19 protein-coding genes are annotated in these 19633 nt (G+C 44.8%); 11 read left to right on the forward strand and 8 right to left on the reverse strand.

Features of this window, described 5'->3' with window-relative positions; all coding sequences use genetic code 11:
- Nucleotides 1-101 precede the first annotated feature (101 nt).
- A complete protein-coding gene (locus tag QEP08_RS16040; protein ID WP_285059875.1) occupies nucleotides 102-1529 on the forward strand; it encodes an L-serine ammonia-lyase in 1428 nt (475 codons plus the stop codon).
- On the opposite strand, the gene QEP08_RS16045 is transcribed toward QEP08_RS16040, so the two are convergent.
- The 5 genes from QEP08_RS16045 to QEP08_RS16065 form a co-directional block, all read right to left on the reverse strand.
- Nucleotides 1526-1897, reverse strand: coding sequence for a DUF2752 domain-containing protein (locus QEP08_RS16045; protein ID WP_285059583.1), 372 nt, complete (start codon nucleotides 1895-1897; stop codon nucleotides 1526-1528). The two genes, QEP08_RS16040 and QEP08_RS16045, sit on opposite strands and share 4 nt — an antisense overlap.
- On the reverse strand, nucleotides 1898-2329 hold the full coding sequence (locus QEP08_RS16050) for a DUF5684 domain-containing protein (RefSeq protein WP_285059585.1): 432 nt from the start codon (nucleotides 2327-2329) through the stop codon (nucleotides 1898-1900).
- A gap of 122 nt (nucleotides 2330-2451) precedes the next feature.
- Nucleotides 2452-3114, reverse strand: a complete 663-nt coding sequence (locus tag QEP08_RS16055; RefSeq protein ID WP_285059586.1) for an SGNH/GDSL hydrolase family protein — start codon at nucleotides 3112-3114, stop codon at nucleotides 2452-2454.
- A gap of 97 nt (nucleotides 3115-3211) precedes the next feature.
- Nucleotides 3212-3907, reverse strand: a complete 696-nt coding sequence (gene lipB / locus QEP08_RS16060) for a lipoyl(octanoyl) transferase LipB (RefSeq protein WP_285059588.1) — start codon at nucleotides 3905-3907, stop codon at nucleotides 3212-3214.
- A gap of 25 nt (nucleotides 3908-3932) precedes the next feature.
- Entirely contained in the window at nucleotides 3933-4574 is a 642-nt protein-coding gene (locus tag QEP08_RS16065; RefSeq protein ID WP_285059590.1) for a 4'-phosphopantetheinyl transferase family protein, read from the reverse strand.
- 151 nt (nucleotides 4575-4725) lie between these two features.
- Between QEP08_RS16065 and dcd the strand changes: the two genes are divergently transcribed.
- Genes dcd through QEP08_RS16085 form a run of 4 tightly spaced genes read left to right on the forward strand, consistent with a single transcriptional unit; the run spans nucleotide 4726 to nucleotide 9625 of the window.
- Entirely contained in the window at nucleotides 4726-5262 is a 537-nt protein-coding gene (dcd, locus tag QEP08_RS16070; RefSeq protein ID WP_285059591.1) for a dCTP deaminase, read from the forward strand.
- Between the two features lie 35 nt (nucleotides 5263-5297).
- On the forward strand, nucleotides 5298-7979 hold the full coding sequence (locus tag QEP08_RS16075) for a carboxypeptidase-like regulatory domain-containing protein (protein WP_285059592.1): 2682 nt from the start codon (nucleotides 5298-5300) through the stop codon (nucleotides 7977-7979).
- A gap of 5 nt (nucleotides 7980-7984) precedes the next feature.
- Nucleotides 7985-8746, forward strand: a complete 762-nt coding sequence (locus QEP08_RS16080) for an enoyl-CoA hydratase/isomerase family protein (protein ID WP_285059593.1) — start codon at nucleotides 7985-7987, stop codon at nucleotides 8744-8746.
- A gap of 3 nt (nucleotides 8747-8749) precedes the next feature.
- Nucleotides 8750-9625: an SDR family oxidoreductase gene (locus QEP08_RS16085; RefSeq protein ID WP_285059594.1), complete on the forward strand. Its 876-nt coding sequence runs from the start codon at nucleotides 8750-8752 to the stop codon at nucleotides 9623-9625.
- 4 nt (nucleotides 9626-9629) lie between these two features.
- On the opposite strand, the gene QEP08_RS16090 is transcribed toward QEP08_RS16085, so the two are convergent.
- A complete protein-coding gene (locus QEP08_RS16090; protein WP_285059595.1) occupies nucleotides 9630-10676 on the reverse strand; it encodes a 3-oxoacyl-ACP synthase III family protein in 1047 nt (348 codons plus the stop codon).
- 81 nt (nucleotides 10677-10757) lie between these two features.
- On the opposite strand from QEP08_RS16090, the gene QEP08_RS16095 reads away from it, so the two are divergent.
- From QEP08_RS16095 to QEP08_RS16115, 5 genes are all read left to right on the forward strand, one after another.
- Nucleotides 10758-11039 (forward strand): ATP-dependent Clp protease adaptor ClpS, encoded by a 282-nt coding sequence (locus QEP08_RS16095; RefSeq protein ID WP_285059596.1) that lies wholly within the window; start codon nucleotides 10758-10760, stop codon nucleotides 11037-11039.
- A gap of 77 nt (nucleotides 11040-11116) precedes the next feature.
- Entirely contained in the window at nucleotides 11117-13618 is a 2502-nt protein-coding gene (locus QEP08_RS16100) for a TonB-dependent receptor (protein ID WP_285059597.1), read from the forward strand.
- Nucleotides 13619-13625: 7 nt separating this feature from the next.
- Nucleotides 13626-16022: a TonB-dependent receptor domain-containing protein gene (locus QEP08_RS16105; protein ID WP_285059598.1), complete on the forward strand. Its 2397-nt coding sequence runs from the start codon at nucleotides 13626-13628 to the stop codon at nucleotides 16020-16022.
- A gap of 21 nt (nucleotides 16023-16043) precedes the next feature.
- Nucleotides 16044-16598: an NUDIX domain-containing protein gene (locus QEP08_RS16110; protein ID WP_285059599.1), complete on the forward strand. Its 555-nt coding sequence runs from the start codon at nucleotides 16044-16046 to the stop codon at nucleotides 16596-16598.
- Nucleotides 16595-17353, forward strand: coding sequence for a lysophospholipid acyltransferase family protein (locus tag QEP08_RS16115; RefSeq protein WP_285059600.1), 759 nt, complete (start codon nucleotides 16595-16597; stop codon nucleotides 17351-17353). Before QEP08_RS16110 ends, QEP08_RS16115 begins: the two co-directional genes overlap by 4 nt.
- Here the strand turns inward: QEP08_RS16115 and QEP08_RS16120 are convergent.
- The gene (locus QEP08_RS16120; protein ID WP_285059601.1) at nucleotides 17350-18099 is read right to left on the reverse strand and encodes a LytR/AlgR family response regulator transcription factor; all 750 of its coding nucleotides are present in this window, start codon (nucleotides 18097-18099) and stop codon (nucleotides 17350-17352) included. The genes QEP08_RS16115 and QEP08_RS16120 overlap by 4 nt on opposite strands.
- Entirely contained in the window at nucleotides 18096-19127 is a 1032-nt protein-coding gene (locus QEP08_RS16125; protein ID WP_285059602.1) for a sensor histidine kinase, read from the reverse strand. Before QEP08_RS16125 ends, QEP08_RS16120 begins: the two co-directional genes overlap by 4 nt.
- 272 nt (nucleotides 19128-19399) lie before the next feature.
- Between QEP08_RS16125 and QEP08_RS16130 the strand changes: the two genes are divergently transcribed.
- A complete protein-coding gene (locus QEP08_RS16130) occupies nucleotides 19400-19573 on the forward strand; it encodes a hypothetical protein (protein ID WP_285059603.1) in 174 nt (57 codons plus the stop codon).
- The last annotated feature ends 60 nt before the right edge of the window (nucleotides 19574-19633 follow it).

The following is a 19633-nucleotide window of genomic DNA, read 5'->3' on the forward strand; positions in this document are numbered from 1 at the left end:
TATCATAACCCCCAGCTTTAAAAAATGCGAAAGGCCATAGATTTATCTGTGGCCTTTCGCATTTTATCGCTGCTTTGATTTTTATGTTTTAGCTTTGTATGATGCAAAGGGAACAAATATCGGTTTTTGACATCTTCAAAATAGGAATAGGCCCGTCCAGCTCACATACACTGGGGCCCTGGCGCGCGGCGCAGCAATTTACGGCCTCACTAAAAAAACAGGGCTTGCTGGACGAGGTTGCACAAATCAAGATCCTGCTTTACGGATCCCTGGCAAAGACCGGCAAAGGGCACGGTACCGATATTGCTATTTTGCTGGGCCTGAACGGCGCAGACCCGGTGACCTTTGACGTAAATGCCATCGACACGACCATTGCAGACATTAAGAAAGATCATTTATTGGTTTTGAACGGCGAAAAGATCATCTCATTCGACTATGATGAAGACCTGATCTTCCTGTTTTTTGAAAGTCTGCCCTTTCATCCCAATGCGGTTACCTTCCAGGCCTTTCTCGATTCGGAAAAAGCATTTTCTGAAACTTATTATTCGATAGGCGGCGGTTTTGTAGTAAAAGAAGGAGATGCCGGCAATGAAAAAGAACAGGTGGAGCTGCCGTTTCCGGTTGAAAAAGCAAGCGAGCTCCTGCACTGGTGCCTGACCACCGGACTGAAAGTATCTGAAATAGTGATGGAAAATGAGCTGGCCTGGCGTACCGAAACGGAAACCAGGAAAGGCATTGTGCAGCACTTTACAGTAATGAAGGATTGTATGTACAGGGGCTGCCATACTTCGGGTTTTCTGCCAGGCGGGCTGAACGTTGGGAGAAGAGCGGCAGCGCTAAACAAGAGACTGATAGGCAATCAGGTATATACCAATTATGAAAGCTGGATAATGGCGATCAGAAAAGGCGGAAACGGGTTCAATTACATTTTGGATTGGGTAAGCTGCTTCGCATTGGCCGTCAACGAAGAAAATGCTTCATTTGGTAGGGTAGTAACGGCGCCGACCAATGGTGCTGCGGGCGTGATCCCTGCTGTGCTCCAATATTACATTACTTTTTGCGACGGCTTTACTGAGGAAAAGATCATTCAGTTTATCGCGTGTGCGTCTGAGATCGGCAGTATATTTAAGAAAGGTGCAACCATTTCCGCAGCAATGGGCGGCTGCCAGGCAGAGATCGGAGTATCATCGGCAATGGCCGCAGCGGCGCTGACCGAATGTATGGGCGGTTCACAGAGACAGGTCCTAATGGCTGCGGAAATCGCCATGGAACACCACCTGGGGCTTACCTGCGATCCTATAGGCGGACTTGTCCAGATCCCCTGCATTGAACGCAACACCATGGGCGCGATCAAAGCCATCACCGCCAGCCAGCTTGCGCTCCAGAGCAACCCTGATAAGGCTAAAGTAAGTCTGGACGCCGTGGTCAATACGATGTGGGAAACGGCGCTGGACATGAATTCCAAATACAAAGAGACCTCTGATGGCGGCCTGGCAACCAATATCCCGATCAGTTTACCTGAGTGCTAGACATGCAAATGAAAGCCAGGCAGCCAGGCAGGTAAATAATGCGTGGTAATTTTGAACAGATAATGGATCAGCACAGTTGACCCTGTAATCAGGTACAGCACCTTAATGAAGCTGTCACTCAATTTCGCACTTCTGAATTTTGCTGTTAAAACAATTGCCAAAGTGACCAGTAACGGAATGGCCGGAGGGTAAAAGTTAAGGCTTTCTTTCAGATCGCCATGCGCAAGGGCTATAACGGATCGCTGAAAACCACAACCGGGACAATCTGCTCCTGTTAAATACTTGAAAGGACAGGGCAGTAAAAAAATATCCGCCTGATCTGAAAAAGACAGCCAGGCGGATAATACATATATTTTAAACGTCAGCAACTAAGCGTCGGGAGTAGTTGGCGGACTGTTAAAAAAGTCTCTTCTGTTTTGAGCCTCGGCGGCGGACGGCCCTACATATTTCGCATCTCCAAATCCCAGTAACGGGAAGAAAACCATTGGGAGGATGATCATTCCAACAGTATATCCTTCAGACTTGCCAAAGCTTTTGCTCAGCAGGTTGAGCAGCCAAATCCCGAATACAATGTTGACACAGGGGATCAGCAGCCAAAGTATCCAGATCACTGGTTTTCCAACGATTTCGATCATAACAATCGAATTGTAAATGGGAATTATTGCTGCCCAGCCCGGCTTCCCGGCTTTGACAAACATTTTCCATAATCCTGCGTAGGTGATAACAACTACTGCAAGCCAAAAAATCAGCATTCCGGCTCCAAGGCCCGTCCACCAATTGTGTTCTGCATTGTAATCCATAGTTTTAGGAGATTAATTTCTAAGTAAAGTTAATATTTATTGCCAGATATCAAAATTACAAGACATATTTATTCATCTGTTATTCAGCCTGCTACAATTAAATTGGAAGGACTTTCGGCTTTTTATTTGAATGCATCTAAAATCGCAGCGGCTGTATTTACCGCCCAATCCTTATACATTTTTGCCGAAGGATGTAAGCCGTCAGAAGCTACAAGGGTAGTGTCTGTAGCGGCCATCCGGGATGCGGGTGTGATGTCAATATAAGTAATACCCAAAGCCAGGGTCTCCTGTCTGTTCACGGCATTAAAAGCATTTATTTCCGTGGAAATTGCAGCCTGGTCACGGTCACTTGTTTGCGCAAAAGGCGTCACGCTCCAATCCGGTATTGATATCACGAAAACATGCGCTTTATCATTATTTGCAAAGTCTATAGCTGTCTGCAGCAATTGTTTGAACTCTTTGCGGTAGGCCTCAAGGGATTCGCCCCTGTACTGGTTATTGACACCGATCAATAAGGTCACAAAATTAAATTTACCGGCCACACCGCTGGAGCCAATGGCGCTGGTGAGCTCGCTGGTAGTCCAGCCTGTCCTGGCAATGATCCGGGGGGCAGCAACGGCCAGTCCATTTCCACTGAGCTGAGCCACCAGCTGGTTGGGGAAATTCAGGGCCGTCTCTACAGATTCCCCAATGGTATACGAATCACCCAAGGCAAGGTAACTGAGCTTCCCTTTTTCTTTGTTCACATTCAGGGTCGTATCATTTGTGTTGGTATTCCTATTCATTGACTCGGTTTTTTTACAGGCCAGTAATAAGAATAAACATACAAATACTGGAAAAGCTCTCATGTTGTGATATACGCAGCCGGAACCTGCGCAGATCTTAAAATAGTTCCATTTTAAACAGCGATGCGATATGGACTTTTAATCTGCCTTTAACCTCCTCCATATCCAGGGCATATCCCAGCTCCCGCTTCATAGAAGTTACGTCCTTATCGTCAATACCACAAGGGACTATGTTTTTAAAATAATCCAGATCAGCGTTTACATTAAACGCGAAACCATGCATGGTGACCCATCTGCTGCACCTCACACCCATCGCGGAGATCTTCCGGGCTTTCTCATTATCTGCATCCAGCCAGACACCGGTATACCCCGGATATCTCCCGGCCCTGATCCCATACTCATCAAGCGTCAGGATAATGGCTTCCTCAAGTGTTCTCAGATAAAGGTGGATATCCGTAAAAAAATTATCAAGGTCCAGTATCGGATAACCTACGATCTGACCGGGACCGTGATAAGTAATGTCACCGCCGCGGTTGATCTTGTAATAGGTAGCCTGTTTATCTTTCAATCCCTCTTCATCCAGCAGCAGATTTTCCGGACGGCCGCTTTTACCTAAAGTATATACGTGGGGGTGTTCGCAAAATACCAGGTAATTTGGCGTTTGTTTGCTGGTACCGTTCGTTCTGTTTTCAGTTTTAACAGCGACTGTCTGATCAAAAAGATGTTCCTGTTGTGTCCATGCTTTCTGATAATCTGTGAGACCCCAATCTATAAATTCAACATTCTTGTTCATTCATGGTAAAATTTGGGTTCATGGTTTAAGCCACGACATAGCCCAGCATATAATCATCCCCTGTTTTAAAATAATCTACAGTGAGTTCTTTTGTCCCTTCAGGCAGGTCGACCAATGCATTGAGCGAGCCCTGGCGCTTTAATTTGAATGGCCTGATGTGAATGTCCTCTTTAAATTCAAGTCCTTTTCTTCCATTCCATTTGTAAATGGCCTCTTTGGCGCACCAGCATACATAAAGCCCTTCTATATTATTGCCGATCTGTTTTTGTGCCAGCTCAGAATCAGAAAGAAACTTATGCCTGATATTTTTGATTTTATGTTTGATCAGCTCGATATCTACGCCAACGGGTTTGGTCTTGCCAACTATGACCGCAGCATAATCGTAAGAATGACTCAATGAGATGTGATAGCCCAGGTTTGGCAGGTACGGTTTGCCGTGTTCGTCCATCCTGCAGTCAATATATTCAGAGGTATTGAGCATAGTCCTGAGCAGCACCCTCGTACTCAGCCAGTGCAGCAGGCGTTTTCCATTGTTTAACGTAGAGATGATGTCGTGCTCATGCTGTTTCAACTGCAATCCTGCCATCAGCTGCGCTTCAGTCTCTTCGATTTTCCATACCGCAAGCATGGTATCATCGTCAATATTTTTATTAAAAATTACGGGCATCTCTATTTTAGAATACTATGCAAAAGTATCTTAAATTAATCATAATTTCGTCGAAATACTTATTACCTGCAAAACTAAACGCTTAGAACCATTAATGTGAAGGTTTAATAAGCTTCTTGACCCTTATATAACAATACTTACCATTTGAAAAATGATACTTTCCGACAAACGAATATTAGAAGAGATAGAAAAGGGCACAATCATTATTGAACCTTTTGATGCGGAATGCCTCGGCACCAACTCTTATGATGTTCACCTGGGGAAATACCTGGCTACCTACAAAGACCGGGTACTGGACGCTAAAGCCCACAATAAAATCGATCATTTTGAAATCCCTAAGGATGGCTTTGTATTGCAGCCCGGCACATTATATCTGGGCGTTACCCTGGAATATACCGAAACCCACGCACACATTCCTTTCCTGGAAGGCAAATCCAGTACCGGTCGCCTGGGAATTGACATCCATGCCACAGCCGGTAAAGGAGATGTCGGTTTCTGCAACACCTGGACACTTGAAATCTCCTGTGCGCAGCCAGTAAGGATCTATGCGGGTATGCCGATAGGTCAGCTTATTTATTTTAGGGTTGAAGGCGAGATCGCAACGATGTATAATGTTAAAAACAACGCCAAATACAATAACAAAACCACAAAACCTGTGGAAAGCATGATGTGGAAGAATAAGTTTTAGTATATTGTAGCCTTATTCATTAGTGCTCCACCATTATGAAATTCAGGCTGATTCTCCCCTTATTGTTATTAACTCTGTTGATTGCAGTTTTCGCATATAAAGCTGACGATGATCCGTTTAATGCCCTCCTTAAAAAACTGGAGGTATACAATGAGAAGTATCCGCAGGAGAAAGTCCACCTTCACCTGGACAAACCTTATTATGCAATCGGTGATGACATCTGGTTTAAGGCCTACGTGATCAACACCCAGACCTCAAAGCTCTCGGCCATCAGCAGCGCCTTGTACGTAGAACTGATCAATGAAAAAGATTCTGTAAAAAAACAGCTCAAGCTTCCGCTTGTTTCCGGGGTCAGCTGGGGTGACTTTAAACTCCCCGATTCACTGACTGAGGGAAATTACAGGATCAGGGCATATACGCAGTGGATGAGAAATGCCGGTTCCGATTTCTTTTTTGACAAAACCATAAAAATCGGGAACTCCTGGGCAAACAACGTATTCACCAGTACGAGCTATACCTATAGCAAACAAAACATCTCGGAAAAAGTGAATGCCGTGGTCAGATTCACAGATAAAAATGGTCAGGCCTACGCCAACAGCGAAGTAAGCTATGAGGTGATACTGAATTTCAGAAGCATCACTAAAGCCAAAGCAGTCACAAATGACAAGGGTATCGTCAATGTTAATTTTCAAAACAGCCAGCCTTCTCTGTATAAATCAGGTAAGATCGTAGTGACACTGAACCTGCCTGATAAGAAAAAAGTGATTAAGCAAATTCCAATTAAAGCAACCTCAAATGCTGTTGATGTCCAGTTCTTCCCTGAAAGCGGCAACCTGGTAGAAAATCTGCCCTGCAAGGTGGCTGTTAAAGCAGTTAATGCATCAGGGCTGGGAGAAGATATTGAAGGCGTGATCGTAGACAACACCGGCCTGGAGGTCTATAAATTCAGCACGACGCATCTTGGCATGGGCAGTCTTTTTTTAAATCCGCAGCCAGGAAAAACCTATTCTGCAAAAGTTAAATTTAAAGACGGGTCTGAAGGCATATTTAATCTGCCGAAGGTCTCAGCCAGCGGATATTTACTGGCGGTTACCCAAACCGCCGAAAATGTCGTTGCGAAAATTCTTGTAAGCCCAGGTCTGGTCGGTTCAGGAGAACTGAAAATCGTCGCCCAAAACAATAGCAATGTCTATTTCGTATCCAGGGCCGCCCCCAGTAAACAAATCATCACCACCTCTATTCCAAAAAAAGAACTCCCTGCCGGTATCATACAGTTTACCGTTTTTTCGGCGGATAACAGGCCCATTTGTGAGCGGCTGATCTTTGTCAATAACGGCGTAGGTAAAATTGACCTGAAAGTAGCCTCCGCCAAACAAAGCTATACCAAAAAAGAAAAAGTAGACCTGAACCTGGAGGCCGCTATAAACAACAAACCACTTGAAGGCACTTTTTCAATTGCCGTGACCAATACAGCGAGCGTCATTCCAGACGAAGAAAACGAAAGTAACATTTTTACCAGCCTGCTGCTCACTTCTGACATCATGGGCTACGTGGAAAAACCCAATTATTATTTTCTCAAAAACGACACAAAGACCCAGCAGGATCTGGACAACCTGATGCTCACTCAAGGCTGGAGAAGGATTTTATGGAAAAATGTGATCAGCGGCCTTCCGCCGAACATCAGATTTGAACCTGAAAAGACCTTAAAGATCAGCGGTACGATAACCACCTATGGTGGCAAACCCTCTCCAAACAGCAAAGTAAGTTTGTTCTCCTCATCCGGCGGCTTTTTTGCTACGGATACCATCTCTGACGCTCAGGGCAGGTTCAGTTTTGACAACCTCATTTTTAATGACAGCACCAAATTTATCGTCCAGGCCAGGAACGCCAAAAATAAAAAATCCGTTGACATCAAGATGGATGTGGTAGCAGGACAGGTTGTCACAAAAAATAAAAATACCGGAGACATAGAAGTCAATGTAAACGAAGCCCTGTCCTCTTATTTAAAACAAAGTGATAACTTTTTTGAAGAGCTGACCAGGAGAGGTTTACTGGAACGCAGCATTACACTCAAGGAGGTGAACATTGTCGAGAAAAAGAACCCTGCCAAAAATTCTTCCAACCTGAACGGTGGTGGAAATGCAGATGCAGTGATCACAGCTGAGCAACTGCAGAATTGCACAACTTTATCTATGTGCCTGCAAGGCAGGGTAGCCGGTCTGATGATTAGGGACGGAAAGGCGTACCTGCTGAGAAACGGCAATACGCCCATGCAGATCGTGATTGACGGGATGATGGTAGAACCTGATTTCCTCGATAACATAACCCCGTTTGACATAGAGACTATTGAAGTACTAAAATCCATCGGCAACACGGCAATATACGGAATGCGGGGCGGGGGCGGTGTGCTGGTTATCACCACCAAAACAGGTGGCGGCACTGCGGGACTTTCTTCTTTCACCCCGGGGATCATCACCTTCTCACCAAAAGGATTTTATACCGCAAGGCAATTTTATTCTCCTAAATACGAAGTGGCGACCAACACTCCCGATCTGAGGACCACCATTTACTGGACACCGCATGTAGCGACCAAAGACGGAAAAGGAACGGTTAGTTATTACAATGCAGACCAGCCTGGCACTTACAGGGTTGTGGCAGAAGGTGCAGACCTCGATGGAAACCTGGGCCGGGCAGTGTATACTTATGAAGTAAAATAAAAGAAATGAACACGATAAAAGTCACCATAAAGGACCGTCTAGCCATAATTACCCTTGACAGAGGGAAGTCAAATGCCTTAAACAGGGAAATGATCATTGAACTGGAAGATTTGCTGAAGAACATTTCAACAGATCCAAACATCGGCGGGGCAGTCATCACAGGAAAAGACCACTTCTTTTCGGCAGGGCTTGACCTGATCGAACTGTACAACTATTCTGAGGCAGAAGCGGAATCATTCTGGCACTTATTCCTTGGCTTTACCGCTACGATCACCTCATTTAAAAAACCACTGGTAGCGGCGATAAATGGCCATAGTCCTGCGGGCGGATGTGTCATTGCCCTGGCATGCGATTACCGCATTATGGCAGAGGGGAAATACATTATAGGGCTTAATGAGGTTCCGGTCGGGATCATTGTACCAAACAGCATTTTCAGCCTTTACTCATTCTGCCTTGGCCAGGCGGCCGCATCACGCAATCTGCTCGAAGGAAAGCTGTTTAGTCCGGAGCAGGCCCTCGAAGCGGGCCTTATAGACGAACTGGCCAATCCGGCAAGCATACTGACCGCGGCAGAAAGAAAGATCAGAAAATATATGGGCATGGAACAAAACACCTGGAGCCACAGCAAGCTGAACATCAGGAAAGACCTGATTGCTGCGACAAGCGCTGATCAAAGCGAAGAACTTGCCGCCATGCTGAAACAATGGTGGTCCCCCGCTACACGCAGTATCCTGAAAACAATTATTGAGAACCTTCAAAAGAAATAAGCCATGTTCAATCAGCCCATGTTAAGAGATGACGCGCTAAAAGGTAAGACCATAGTAATCACCGGCGGAGGAACGGGCCTGGGCAAGGCCATGGGCACTTACTTTCTTAAATTGGGCGCCAACCTGGTCATCACCAGCAGGAAAGCTGAAGTGCTGAAAAAAACGGCTTCAGAGATGGAAAAGGAAACAGGCGGCAAGGTGCTTGCCGTATCCTGTGACGTGCGGGAATATGAACAGGTGGAACATGTGCTGGCTGAAGCCATTAAAGCCTTTGGAAGGGTCGACAGTCTATTGAACAACGCAGCAGGTAATTTCATATCCCCAACTGAACGGCTGTCTGCAAATGCCTTTTCTACGATTATTGACATTGTGCTCAAAGGCTCTGTCAATTGTACACTTGCGTTTGGAAAACACTGGATCAAAGAAAAGCAAAGCGCCAGTGTGCTCAATATTGTAACCACATATGCCTTTACCGGTTCGGCCTATGTCGTGCCTTCCGCCTGTGCAAAGGGCGGTGTACTGGCGATGACCAGATCACTGGCCGTGGAATGGGGCAGGTATGGCATCCGTACAAATGCCATTGCACCCGGGCCATTCCCTACAAAGGGCGCCTGGGAAAGGTTATTACCTGGTGATCTTGCAGAAAAATTTGACTTTAAAAACCGGGTACCCTTAAAACGTGTTGGAGATCATCAGGAACTGGCCAACCTGGCCGCTTTTCTGATCAGTGATTTTGCTGGATATATCAACGGCGAGGTCATTACCATCGACGGCGGCGAGTGGCTGCAGGGAGCAGGTCAGTTCAACGGACTGGAAGCGGTCCCAGATGAAATGTGGGATGCTTTTGAGCAGATGACCCGATCGGCCAAGGGAAGCTAGGCCCTTACCACCTGATCAGTGCACTCGCCCAGGTAAACCCCGAGCCAAACGCAGCCAGACATACCAGGTCCCCGTCTTTAATTTTACCGGCTTCCCAAGCCTCACACAAGGCGATCGGAACAGAAGCGGCGGTTGTATTCCCATATTTTTGAATGTTGTTGAATACCTGTTCGTCACTTAAACCCAGCAATTGCTGAACATACTGGCTGATCCTCAGGTTGGCCTGGTGCGGTACCAGCAGGTCTATATCCTTTTCAGACAGGCTGTTTGCCGCCAGCGCCTCTCTGATCACTTCCGGAAATTTTACCACAGCCTTTTTAAATACTGCAGGTCCGTCCATATATGGCAATGCGGCGCCGCTCTCGAGCTGCTCTGTAGTCAGAAACAATCCGCCAAGCTCCTGATCGGGATATGCGGGCTTGTCTTTAAGCCATTTGTTGGCATGAGCTCCGGGATAGAACATTGCCAGGATCTCTGCCTCGGCACCATCGCTATGCAGGTGTGTGCTCAGTATTCCCTGATGATCTTTCTGTGCAGGCTGCAAAACTACGGCCCCCGCCCCATCTCCAAAGATGACAGACACATTGCGGCTGCGGGTCTCAAAGTCCATTGCAAAAGAATGCTTTTCACTGCCGACCACCAGGATGTTCTTGTACATTCCCGTTTTAACGAACTGGTCGGCAACGGAAAGCGCATAAACAAAGCCTGAGCATTGGTTACGGATATCCAACGCACCTATTTCTTTCATTTTCATTTCGCGTTGCAGGAGCACACCGCAGCCGGGGAAATAATAATCCGGGCTAAGGGTCGCAAAAATGATAAAATCTATATCCTGAGCTGTAATTCCCGCTCTGTCAATCGCTATTTTCGCAGCTTCAACACCCATAGTGGTGGTGGTCTCTTCCAGTCTGTCGGCAAACCGGCGCTCTTTAATTCCCGTGCGTTCCTGGATCCACTCGTCATTTGTATCCATAAAACGGGAAAGGTCCTTATTGGTATAAACATTTTTAGGCACATAGTGACCTATGCCTGCAATTTTTGAACGCTGCATTATATTTAGGAATTAAGTACAAATTTTAGTCAAAAATAACTTTAACTGCAACATTATTTGAAATTAGCTTATTTTTGCAGGATGTCTACAGAAACAAAAGAAGAAACATTTACACTGGAGGAGATCCTGACCTCGCTGAAAACCGTTCACCGCCTGATTCTCTGGAACGACGATGTAAATACTTTTGACCACGTTATTTATTGTATGATGAAATACCTGGACTATTCAGAACCTCAGGCAGAGAAGATTGCATGGGAAGTACACAACAAAGGAAAGTGTGCTGTTCTGGAAGGTTCTTTTACTGAAATGGAAATTTACCGTAAAATTTTACAGCAGGAAGGGCTGACAGTCTCTGTAGACTAACAAAATTGCTGTAATAAAATAGTTACGCCCGCTTTTTTTAAACTTACTGCACGTTTCTTTGTCCCTTTAATACAGAAATGATAAAAAGAGGAATCGAAATGATGAAATACCCGGGCTTGCTGCTGCTTTTAATACTTACTTTTTGTGCCGGCACGACTGCGCTTAAAGCCCAGACCCCGGGAACCGGAAAAATCAGCGCAAAAGTAGTTGATGCCCAAAACAGTGAGACCATCCCCTTTGCGACAGCAGTAGTGATCAACAGAAGGACGAAGGCCGTGGTCAAAGGCGCACAAACAGATGCAAATGGAAATTTATTGATCACCGGCCTGCCAAAGGGCGTTTTCACTTTTAAAGTAAGTTATGTAGGCTATCAGACCATGGTTAGAGATTCGGTCTCTGTAGCAGATGCTCCGGTAGACTTCGGCACGATCAGAATGAAAGTTTCAAAAGGCACCGTACTGAACGAGGTTAAAGTAACCGGTCAAAAGAGTACCATGCAACTGGGAATCGATAAAAAAATATTTTCAGTAGACCAAAGTTTAGTCAGCGAAGGCGGTTCGGCATCGGACCTGCTTCAGAATGTTCCTTCTGTCCAGTCGGACATAGACGGCAACATCAGCCTGAGGGGATCAGCCGGCGTGAGTGTACTCATAGACGGCAAGCCTTCCCTGATCGCGGGCGGAAACATTGCCCAGATCCTGCAGTCTATTCCTGCAAGTTCCATTGAAAGCGTGGAGCTCATCACCAATCCTTCGGCCAAATACGATGCCGAAGGACAATCAGGCATCATCAACATCGTACTGAAGAAAAACAAGAAACTGGGCCTGAACGGATCAGTTGCACTGACTGCCGGCAATCGTAACAATTACAATGCGAGCACCAATCTGAGCTTTCAGAACAGCAAAGTCAATCTCTATGGAAATTACAGCTACCGCTATGGCAACCGCAATGGAGGCGGGTTCAGCAACATCTTTTATAAGCAGCCAGCCTTAAACACAATCTACGCCAATCAGAATACCAACGGCGAATCACAGGATAAAGGGCACAATGCAAAAGCGGGAATGGATTATTTCATTACCGATAAAAGTGTATTGAGTCTTTCCGGAGGGTTTAACATCAGGGACAATGACAGGAATGAGTTTCTTTCCATAGATCAGCTCGATCAGTTTCAAAATCCCGTTAACCTCAGCAGAAGAAATAATGACAACCTGAGTTCCGGCGGCAGCTATGACCTCAACCTGGATTTCAGTCAGAAGTTCAAAAAACCAAAAGAAGAGCTGACTTTCAATTTTAGTTTCTCTGAAGGGAACAATGACAATAACCAGACCTACAATACCGATGTTTACAACATAAACGGCGAGCCAGTCAATTCATTCCCGAACATTCAGCGCACTGACGGATTCGGATTTAACAGGAATTACAACATACAAACAGACTATACACTGCCGGTTGGCAAGTCAGGAAAGATCGAAGCCGGTTACCGCAGTCAGATCCGGTTTTCGGAAAATAGCACCTATGCTGATCAACTCGATAACCTGAGCGGAGCATATTTTGTGAACCTTGCCCTGACCAACGAGTTTAACAACAAAGACCAGGTGCATGCCCTTTATATAAACTTCCAGAACCAGGTTAAAAATTTCGGATATCAGTTTGGTTTAAGAGCAGAAGACGCGACACTGGACACAAGGCTTGGAACCTATGATGCATTGGGAAACCTGGCCTATACACCGGGAAAAGTCGCTTACAAAAGATTATACCCAAGTGTGTTTCTTACCCAGAAATTTAAAGGGGAGCAGCAAGTGCAACTGAGTTACAGCCGTCGAGTAAACCGCCCGCGCGGCTGGGATACCAATCCTTTTCTGGATGTATCCGATCCGCTCAACTACCGCCGCGGCAACCCCAACCTGAAACCGGAAGATGTACACGCATTTGAGCTCAGCTATAGCAAATTCTGGCCAAAGGTGACCCTGACTTCCAGTGTCTATATGCGTCAGACCAACGACGTTATCCAAAGGGTAAGAACCGATCCGGATGCGCAGGGCATCACCATCACTACTCCTCAGAACCTCACCAGAAATTATTCAAGCGGCCTCGAGCTGATCAGCCGTGTAGATGTAGCCAAATCCTGGAACTTTACCGCCAATGTGAACCTCTACCAAAGCAAGATCATAGGGGTACCCGCATTCGGGGTGGTGGAAAATTCTGGTTTTAGCTGGAATGCCAACCTGACCAATAATATTGTTTTGCCCTATAACATTACCCTGCAGCTGAAAGGCGACTACCGCGCCCCTGAAGTGATGGCACAAGGCAAAAGGAATGCGATGTACGCTGTTGATGCCGGTGCCAAATATGATTTCAAAAACAAAAAATCATCCTTAAGCCTCAATATCAGAGACGTGTTCAATACCAGGAACTGGAGCATGACCACCAATACGAATAGCACAAGCATCGATTTTAAACGCAGGATGCAGGGAACTGTGGCCAACCTGACCTATAGCTACCGGTTCGGCAAAAATGACTTTTCTTTTAAAAAGAAAAGACCTGAACAAGAGTCCCGCGGTGACGAAGAACAATTTTAAATACTAAATGAAACGCTTTATTCTTGCGCTTACGCTCCTGATCTCTACCGCAAATGCTTTTGCATTGGATAAGGGTGCTATATTTGGCAAGGTTGTGGAGCAGGTGGGGGCATTGCCTGTCCCGGCGGCCATTGTCCAGGTTTACCAGGCTAGTTCAGAGCAGCCGCTGATCACCTCCCGTACTGATGATGACGGATCATTTAAGATTAGCCATTTAAAGTATGGGGTCTATTCCGTCAAAGTAAGCTATATAGGATTCGTTCCTTTGGTTGTGAATGACATTATACTTACTGAAAAGGCACCGGAGAAAAGAGTTGGCGTATTGAAACTGGCCGCAGATCAAACCAGCTTGAACGAGGTTACGGTGACCGCTGAAAAACCTCTTGTTCAGTTTGCCGCAGACATGATGACCTATAACGTCGAGAAATCGATCATGGCCGAAGGCAGTACCGCCTCTGATATCTTAAAGAACGTGCCTATGGTCGAAGTGGATCTTGATGGTAACGCTACCATATCAGGGAAGAGAAATACGAGGATCTTTATCGATGGCAAACCCTCTGATTACATGACCTCAAATATCGCCGACTTATTGAGTGTACTGCCTTCCGATGCCATTGAGAAGATCGAAGTAATGACCAATCCACCCGCAAAATATTCAGGAGATGGTGAAGGCATTATCAACATTGTCATGAAAAAGAATTTTAAGATCGGACTTGGCGGTAATGCCGGTACTACGGTTGGCCTGCAGGGCAATACCAATATGAATACCAACGCTTCTTATAAAGGCAAGACCTATTCTGTAAATGGCGGAGCAGCTTACCAGTATAAGATCCGCAAGAATTCCAATCAGAATTACCGCGACAATTTCTTTCCGGATACTGCCTTTTATTATAACAATTTTAATGACAACAGGAATGCGCTGGATGGCGGCAACTACCGGGCTAATTTTGACTGGAACATTACCAAAAAGCAGAATCTGAGGATCTCCACCAATTTTAACAACAACGGCAACAGCAACAACACCGGTGCTTTCAACCACTACCTTGATGAAGAACGTATAGAGCGCAATTTAAGAAACCAGCTGACACTCGGAACAGTGAAAAGCCACAATTTTGTTTTTGACTCTGACTATGAACTGAACATCGACACCAACGGCGGTCAGCTTTCCCTTGGCCTGACCTACAGCGAAAACGACAACATCAATTCAAGATCACTCAACCGGACATTTGAGCCTGCTACCAGGAACCCTCAGCTACAGGAAAATTATAACGGGATTACCAATGACGGACTGACTTTTAAACTGGATTTTAACAAGCCCGTTTTCAAGAAAAAAGACAATATAGAAGCCGGTTTCAGCTACAATTACAGGAACAACAACAATGACCAGCAAATTCAAAACTTCGATTTTGATACCCGGCAATACATCATCAATGATAAACTTAGCAATCAGTTTCTCTATAAAGAGGATATTTTTGCCGGCTATGCCGCCTATAACCTAAGGGGGAAAAAATGGGGTGCCAAAGCTGGTCTAAGGGCTGAACTGACCGATGTTAAATTTGATTTGTCCTCCGGGGAAAAGTACAACATTGATCCGTATTTGAATTTATTTCCGAGTCTTTCTGTTAACAAAAGCTTCAAACAACGCTATAACCTAATGGCCTCCTATAGCGTCAGGGTGAACAGACCGAGAGAAAACTCGTTAAACCCCCAGGTCAACAACAATGATCCGCTAAATATAAACTATGGCAATCCCGACCTTTTACCCGAACTGACCCAGCAGATGGACATGGCTTTTAGCATTTATGGCAAACGCTGGTCCTTCCTTCCCAGACTTGCTTATTCCCGTCGTCAGGCAGTAATAGAAAGGTACAAGACAGTCCTTCAAACCGGTGTAGGGGAAACCACATACGACAATGTTGCGTCAAACAGCGAATTTGGCCTCTTTTTAAATGGAAATTACCGCCCGTATAAAACCATTTCAACAAACGCCAATATCAGTTTCAGCCAGGCAACTTATAAATCCATACTGAACAACTCCTTAAGCAGGACCGGTAAAAACATCAGGGGCAGTTTCGGGATGTCAATGGAACTTCCCCTCAAAACAGCTTTTGAAGGTAATATCAATTATTACAACAACATTTCAGCACAAGGCAGGAATAAAGGCTCGGTCACCACATGGATGGGTGCAAGAAAAGTCTTTTTAAAGAATAAACTAAACGCCCGCATCAGCATTACAGATCCTTTTGGAAAAAGCAACAATTATTCCCTAAACGAGGGCATCAATTTCAGGTCTGAAAATTTCTATACGAGCAATTCGAGCAATGTTACCCTGAGTTTAAACTACCGTTTTACCAGGATCACCAGAACCAAACCAATTCCACCTCCGCCTCCGCCAAAACTTTAGCATAATTTGTATATTGGCGCTATGGAAGAGATCAACCCCTGGATAACTATCGAGAGCCACAAGATCTATGAAAATAACTGGATCGGATTAACCGAACATCAGGTAATAAATCCGTCCGGTGGAAAAGGGATCTATGGTGAGGTTCATTTTAAAAACTATGCAATTGGCATCTTACCTCTGGACGGGGAACTGAATACATGGCTGGTTGGGCAATACAGGTTCCCGTTAAAGGCCTACAGCTGGGAGATCCCTGAAGGTGGCGGCCCGCTGGAGTCCGATCCGCTGGAAAGCGCGAAGCGCGAACTGGAGGAAGAAACAGGCCTGACCGCCACTGAATGGATAGAAATTCAGAGAATGCACCTGTCCAATTCGGTAAGCAACGAACTGGCGATCATCTATATCGCCAAAGGACTAAGTCAGGGAGAAGCGGCTCCTGAAGAAACAGAAGAACTAAGCATACGCAAGCTCCCGTTTGAAGAAGCCTATCAGATGGTGGTCAATGGACAGATCACAGACAGCATGAGTGTGGCAGCGCTGCTGAGGGCCAAAATACTGTTACAGGAGGGCCATTTATGAATAAGTTTCTAGGGTACATCTTTAGCCCGCTGTTTTATTTTTCCTTCTTTTTGACCCTCATCATCTTCCAGCCAATACAGTGGCTGTGCTACAGGCTCGGAGGCTATAAAGCACACAAGATCTCTGTCGACATTCTCAATTTCTTCCTCACTTACTGTGATTTTTTCCTGGGCTCTTCCGTTACATTCATCAATCATCAAAGCCTTCCTGAAAACAGGTCCATTATATTTATTGCCAATCACCAGAGCATGTACGACATCCCCGCCCTGATTTGGTTTTTACGAAAATATCATGTAAAGTTCATTTCCAAGATTGAGCTGACCAGAGGCATTCCTTCGATATCCTTCAACCTGAAATATGGCGGCGGGGCCAATATCGACAGAAAAGACAGCAAACAGGCGGTGTCCGAGATCATTAAACTTGGCCGCAGAATGAAAGAGCATACCTGGTCCACTATGATTTTCCCTGAAGGAACACGGTCTAAAGACGGACGTTTAAAACCCTTCCAGGTAGGTGGTATTGCTACATTGCTTAAGGTTGTGCCCGACGCCCTGATCGTGCCTGTAGCTATTGAAAACTCCTGGAAGATCGTACAATACGGCAGCTTTCCGCTGAGTTTCGGAGAACAGTTAAAATGGACGGTACTCGATCCGATAGAACCGGCAGGAAGAAATGCTGAAGAAGTCACGGCCGCAGCAGAAAATGCCATCCGGACCCAGCTGAAACAAATACCCGCTGACTTACAGGATGCTTAAATATTCTTATTGTCAATGTGCTTAAAGAACTCATCCCTGTAGGTATCACCTATCGGAATGATCTTGCCGCAGATCGAAATCCTGCTGCGTTCTATACTCTCTATCTTATCCAGCGAAATAATATAAGATTTATGTACCCGGATAAACTGCCCGGCAGGAAGGGTTTCTTCCATTTTCTTCATGTTCTGCAGTGTGATTACGCGTTCCGCCCTGGTATAAATAGAAATGTAGTCTTTAAGCCCTTCAATATATAAGATATCATCCAGTTCAATCTTCTGGATCTTATGTTCAGTTTTCACAAAGATAAAATCCTGAACAGTATGATTAGTCGCAGAAAACGGCGATGAAGTAAGCACCGGCTGAGCCGCTGCAACAGGCTCAGTTGTTTTTACCAGGTTATTTACCTTTTCCACTGCTTTGTAAAAACGGTCAAAGGCGATTGGTTTCAGTAAATAATCCGAAACATTGAGGTCGTAGCTTTCCAAAGCATACTGAGAGTAGGCCGTGGTCAATATATAATGGGCTTTGGAATTGGCAATTTTCAGAAACTGTATCCCCGTAAGCTCCGGCATCTGGATGTCCAGAAACACAAGATCAATACCACCGGCCTGCACCAGCTGTAAAGCCTCGATAGCATTTTCTGTCCTCTTAACCAGCTCCAGAAAAGGCACCTTCGAGACATAATCTTCAATAATGTCCAGCGCTAAAGGTTCATCGTCGACTGCAATACATCTTAACTTTGTCATATATCAAGCATTAATTCACTGGTATAATGGGTAGCCGAATTTACAATATTTAATTTATACCTGTCGGGATAAAGTAATTGTAAACGGCGCTCTACATTGTTTAAACCTACTCCCCCCATTTCATCTTTATTGTATTTATTCTTTTTATTGGTGATACTGAAATGCAGTATCTTTTGATTGGCAATAATGTTTATTTTGATGGGATTGCTCGGGTCATTGGCGATTCCGTGTTTAAAAGCATTTTCAACAAAGGATATCAGTATCAGCGGAACAATCTGCTGATCATCTATTTCACCATTCATCGTAAACTCAACCGCAGCTCCATTTTTAAACCGCAGTTTTTGCAACTCTATGAAACTTTGCACATATTCTATTTCCTTCCTTAAAGACACCCAGCTGTCATTGCTTTCATAGATCATATACCTCATGATCTCTGAAAGCTTTAATATGGCATCAGCAGTCTTATCCGACTTTTGGTAGGCCAGCGAATAAATATTGTTCAGGGAGTTGAACAGGAAATGAGGATTTAGCTGGGATTTCAGAAATTGCAGCTCCATTTCTTTACGCTCCACTTCCAGGTTTCGCTGTACACGTTCGTTACCAAACCAGTCGATCGCAAATTTCAGCAATGCGCTTACTACAACAAAAAAACCGGAAAAGAACAGGGACTCCGCCGCGTATCTGGCTATAGAACTGTACTCCAGTGTACCTTTTCCGCTGGTGTAGGACAAAATGATTTCAGGATTCAAACTCGCGATGACGGTCTTGATGATACACATGACCACTATTAAAAGCATAATAGATACGATATAAAGACCATATCTTTTCTGCTCCTTGACCAACAGCGGTATCAGTAGGGTATAATTGATATAAAAGATGGAGATATTGACCAGCCCGGAATATCCATAGATAACAGCAAGTTCCTGCAAGCTGAAAGACCGCCTGTTGAAAATCACCTGTATAGTTAAGATAAGGCCAATAAGCACCCAAAAAATAACATGGACAATAAAAGGCCTCTTATTCTTCATTCCATTTAATATTCATCTATCCAAAATAAAATAATCCGGCCATTGCAGGGCCTTACATTCGACGAACTGGCATTTTTCTTCTACCAAACCGGCAAATAAAACAATCAATTACAAAACTATCCTTTTTAGGCGTTTATCTAGAATAATATACGCTTGGTCTAAAAGATTTTAGCAGGTTTTTTTTTATGATTCTATTTGTTTCATCAAACCGAGAGCAGCGAGTTCTTGAGAACAAAAAAAGACAATAGAATACCCGAAAAACCAAAACAATTATGAAAAAGTTAGCCAATATATCGCCATTTTTATTACTGCTGGTTCCTGTTTTTGTAATGATGTTGTTGACATTCGCTACCAGCAATACAAATAATCAGAATGAAGAAGTTGCCATGAAACCGTCAGCTCCTAAAGTTACTGTATCAAAGGTAACCAGCCTGTTTACAAAATAAAAAGCAGACCAGCTTCAGGGAAGCGGTCCCGATACCCATCAAAGAAAGTTTAGTTTTAGT

The sequence above is a fragment of the Pedobacter ginsengisoli genome (genome assembly GCF_030244015.1).
Taxonomy (GTDB): Bacteria; Bacteroidota; Bacteroidia; order Sphingobacteriales; family Sphingobacteriaceae; genus Pedobacter; species Pedobacter ginsengisoli.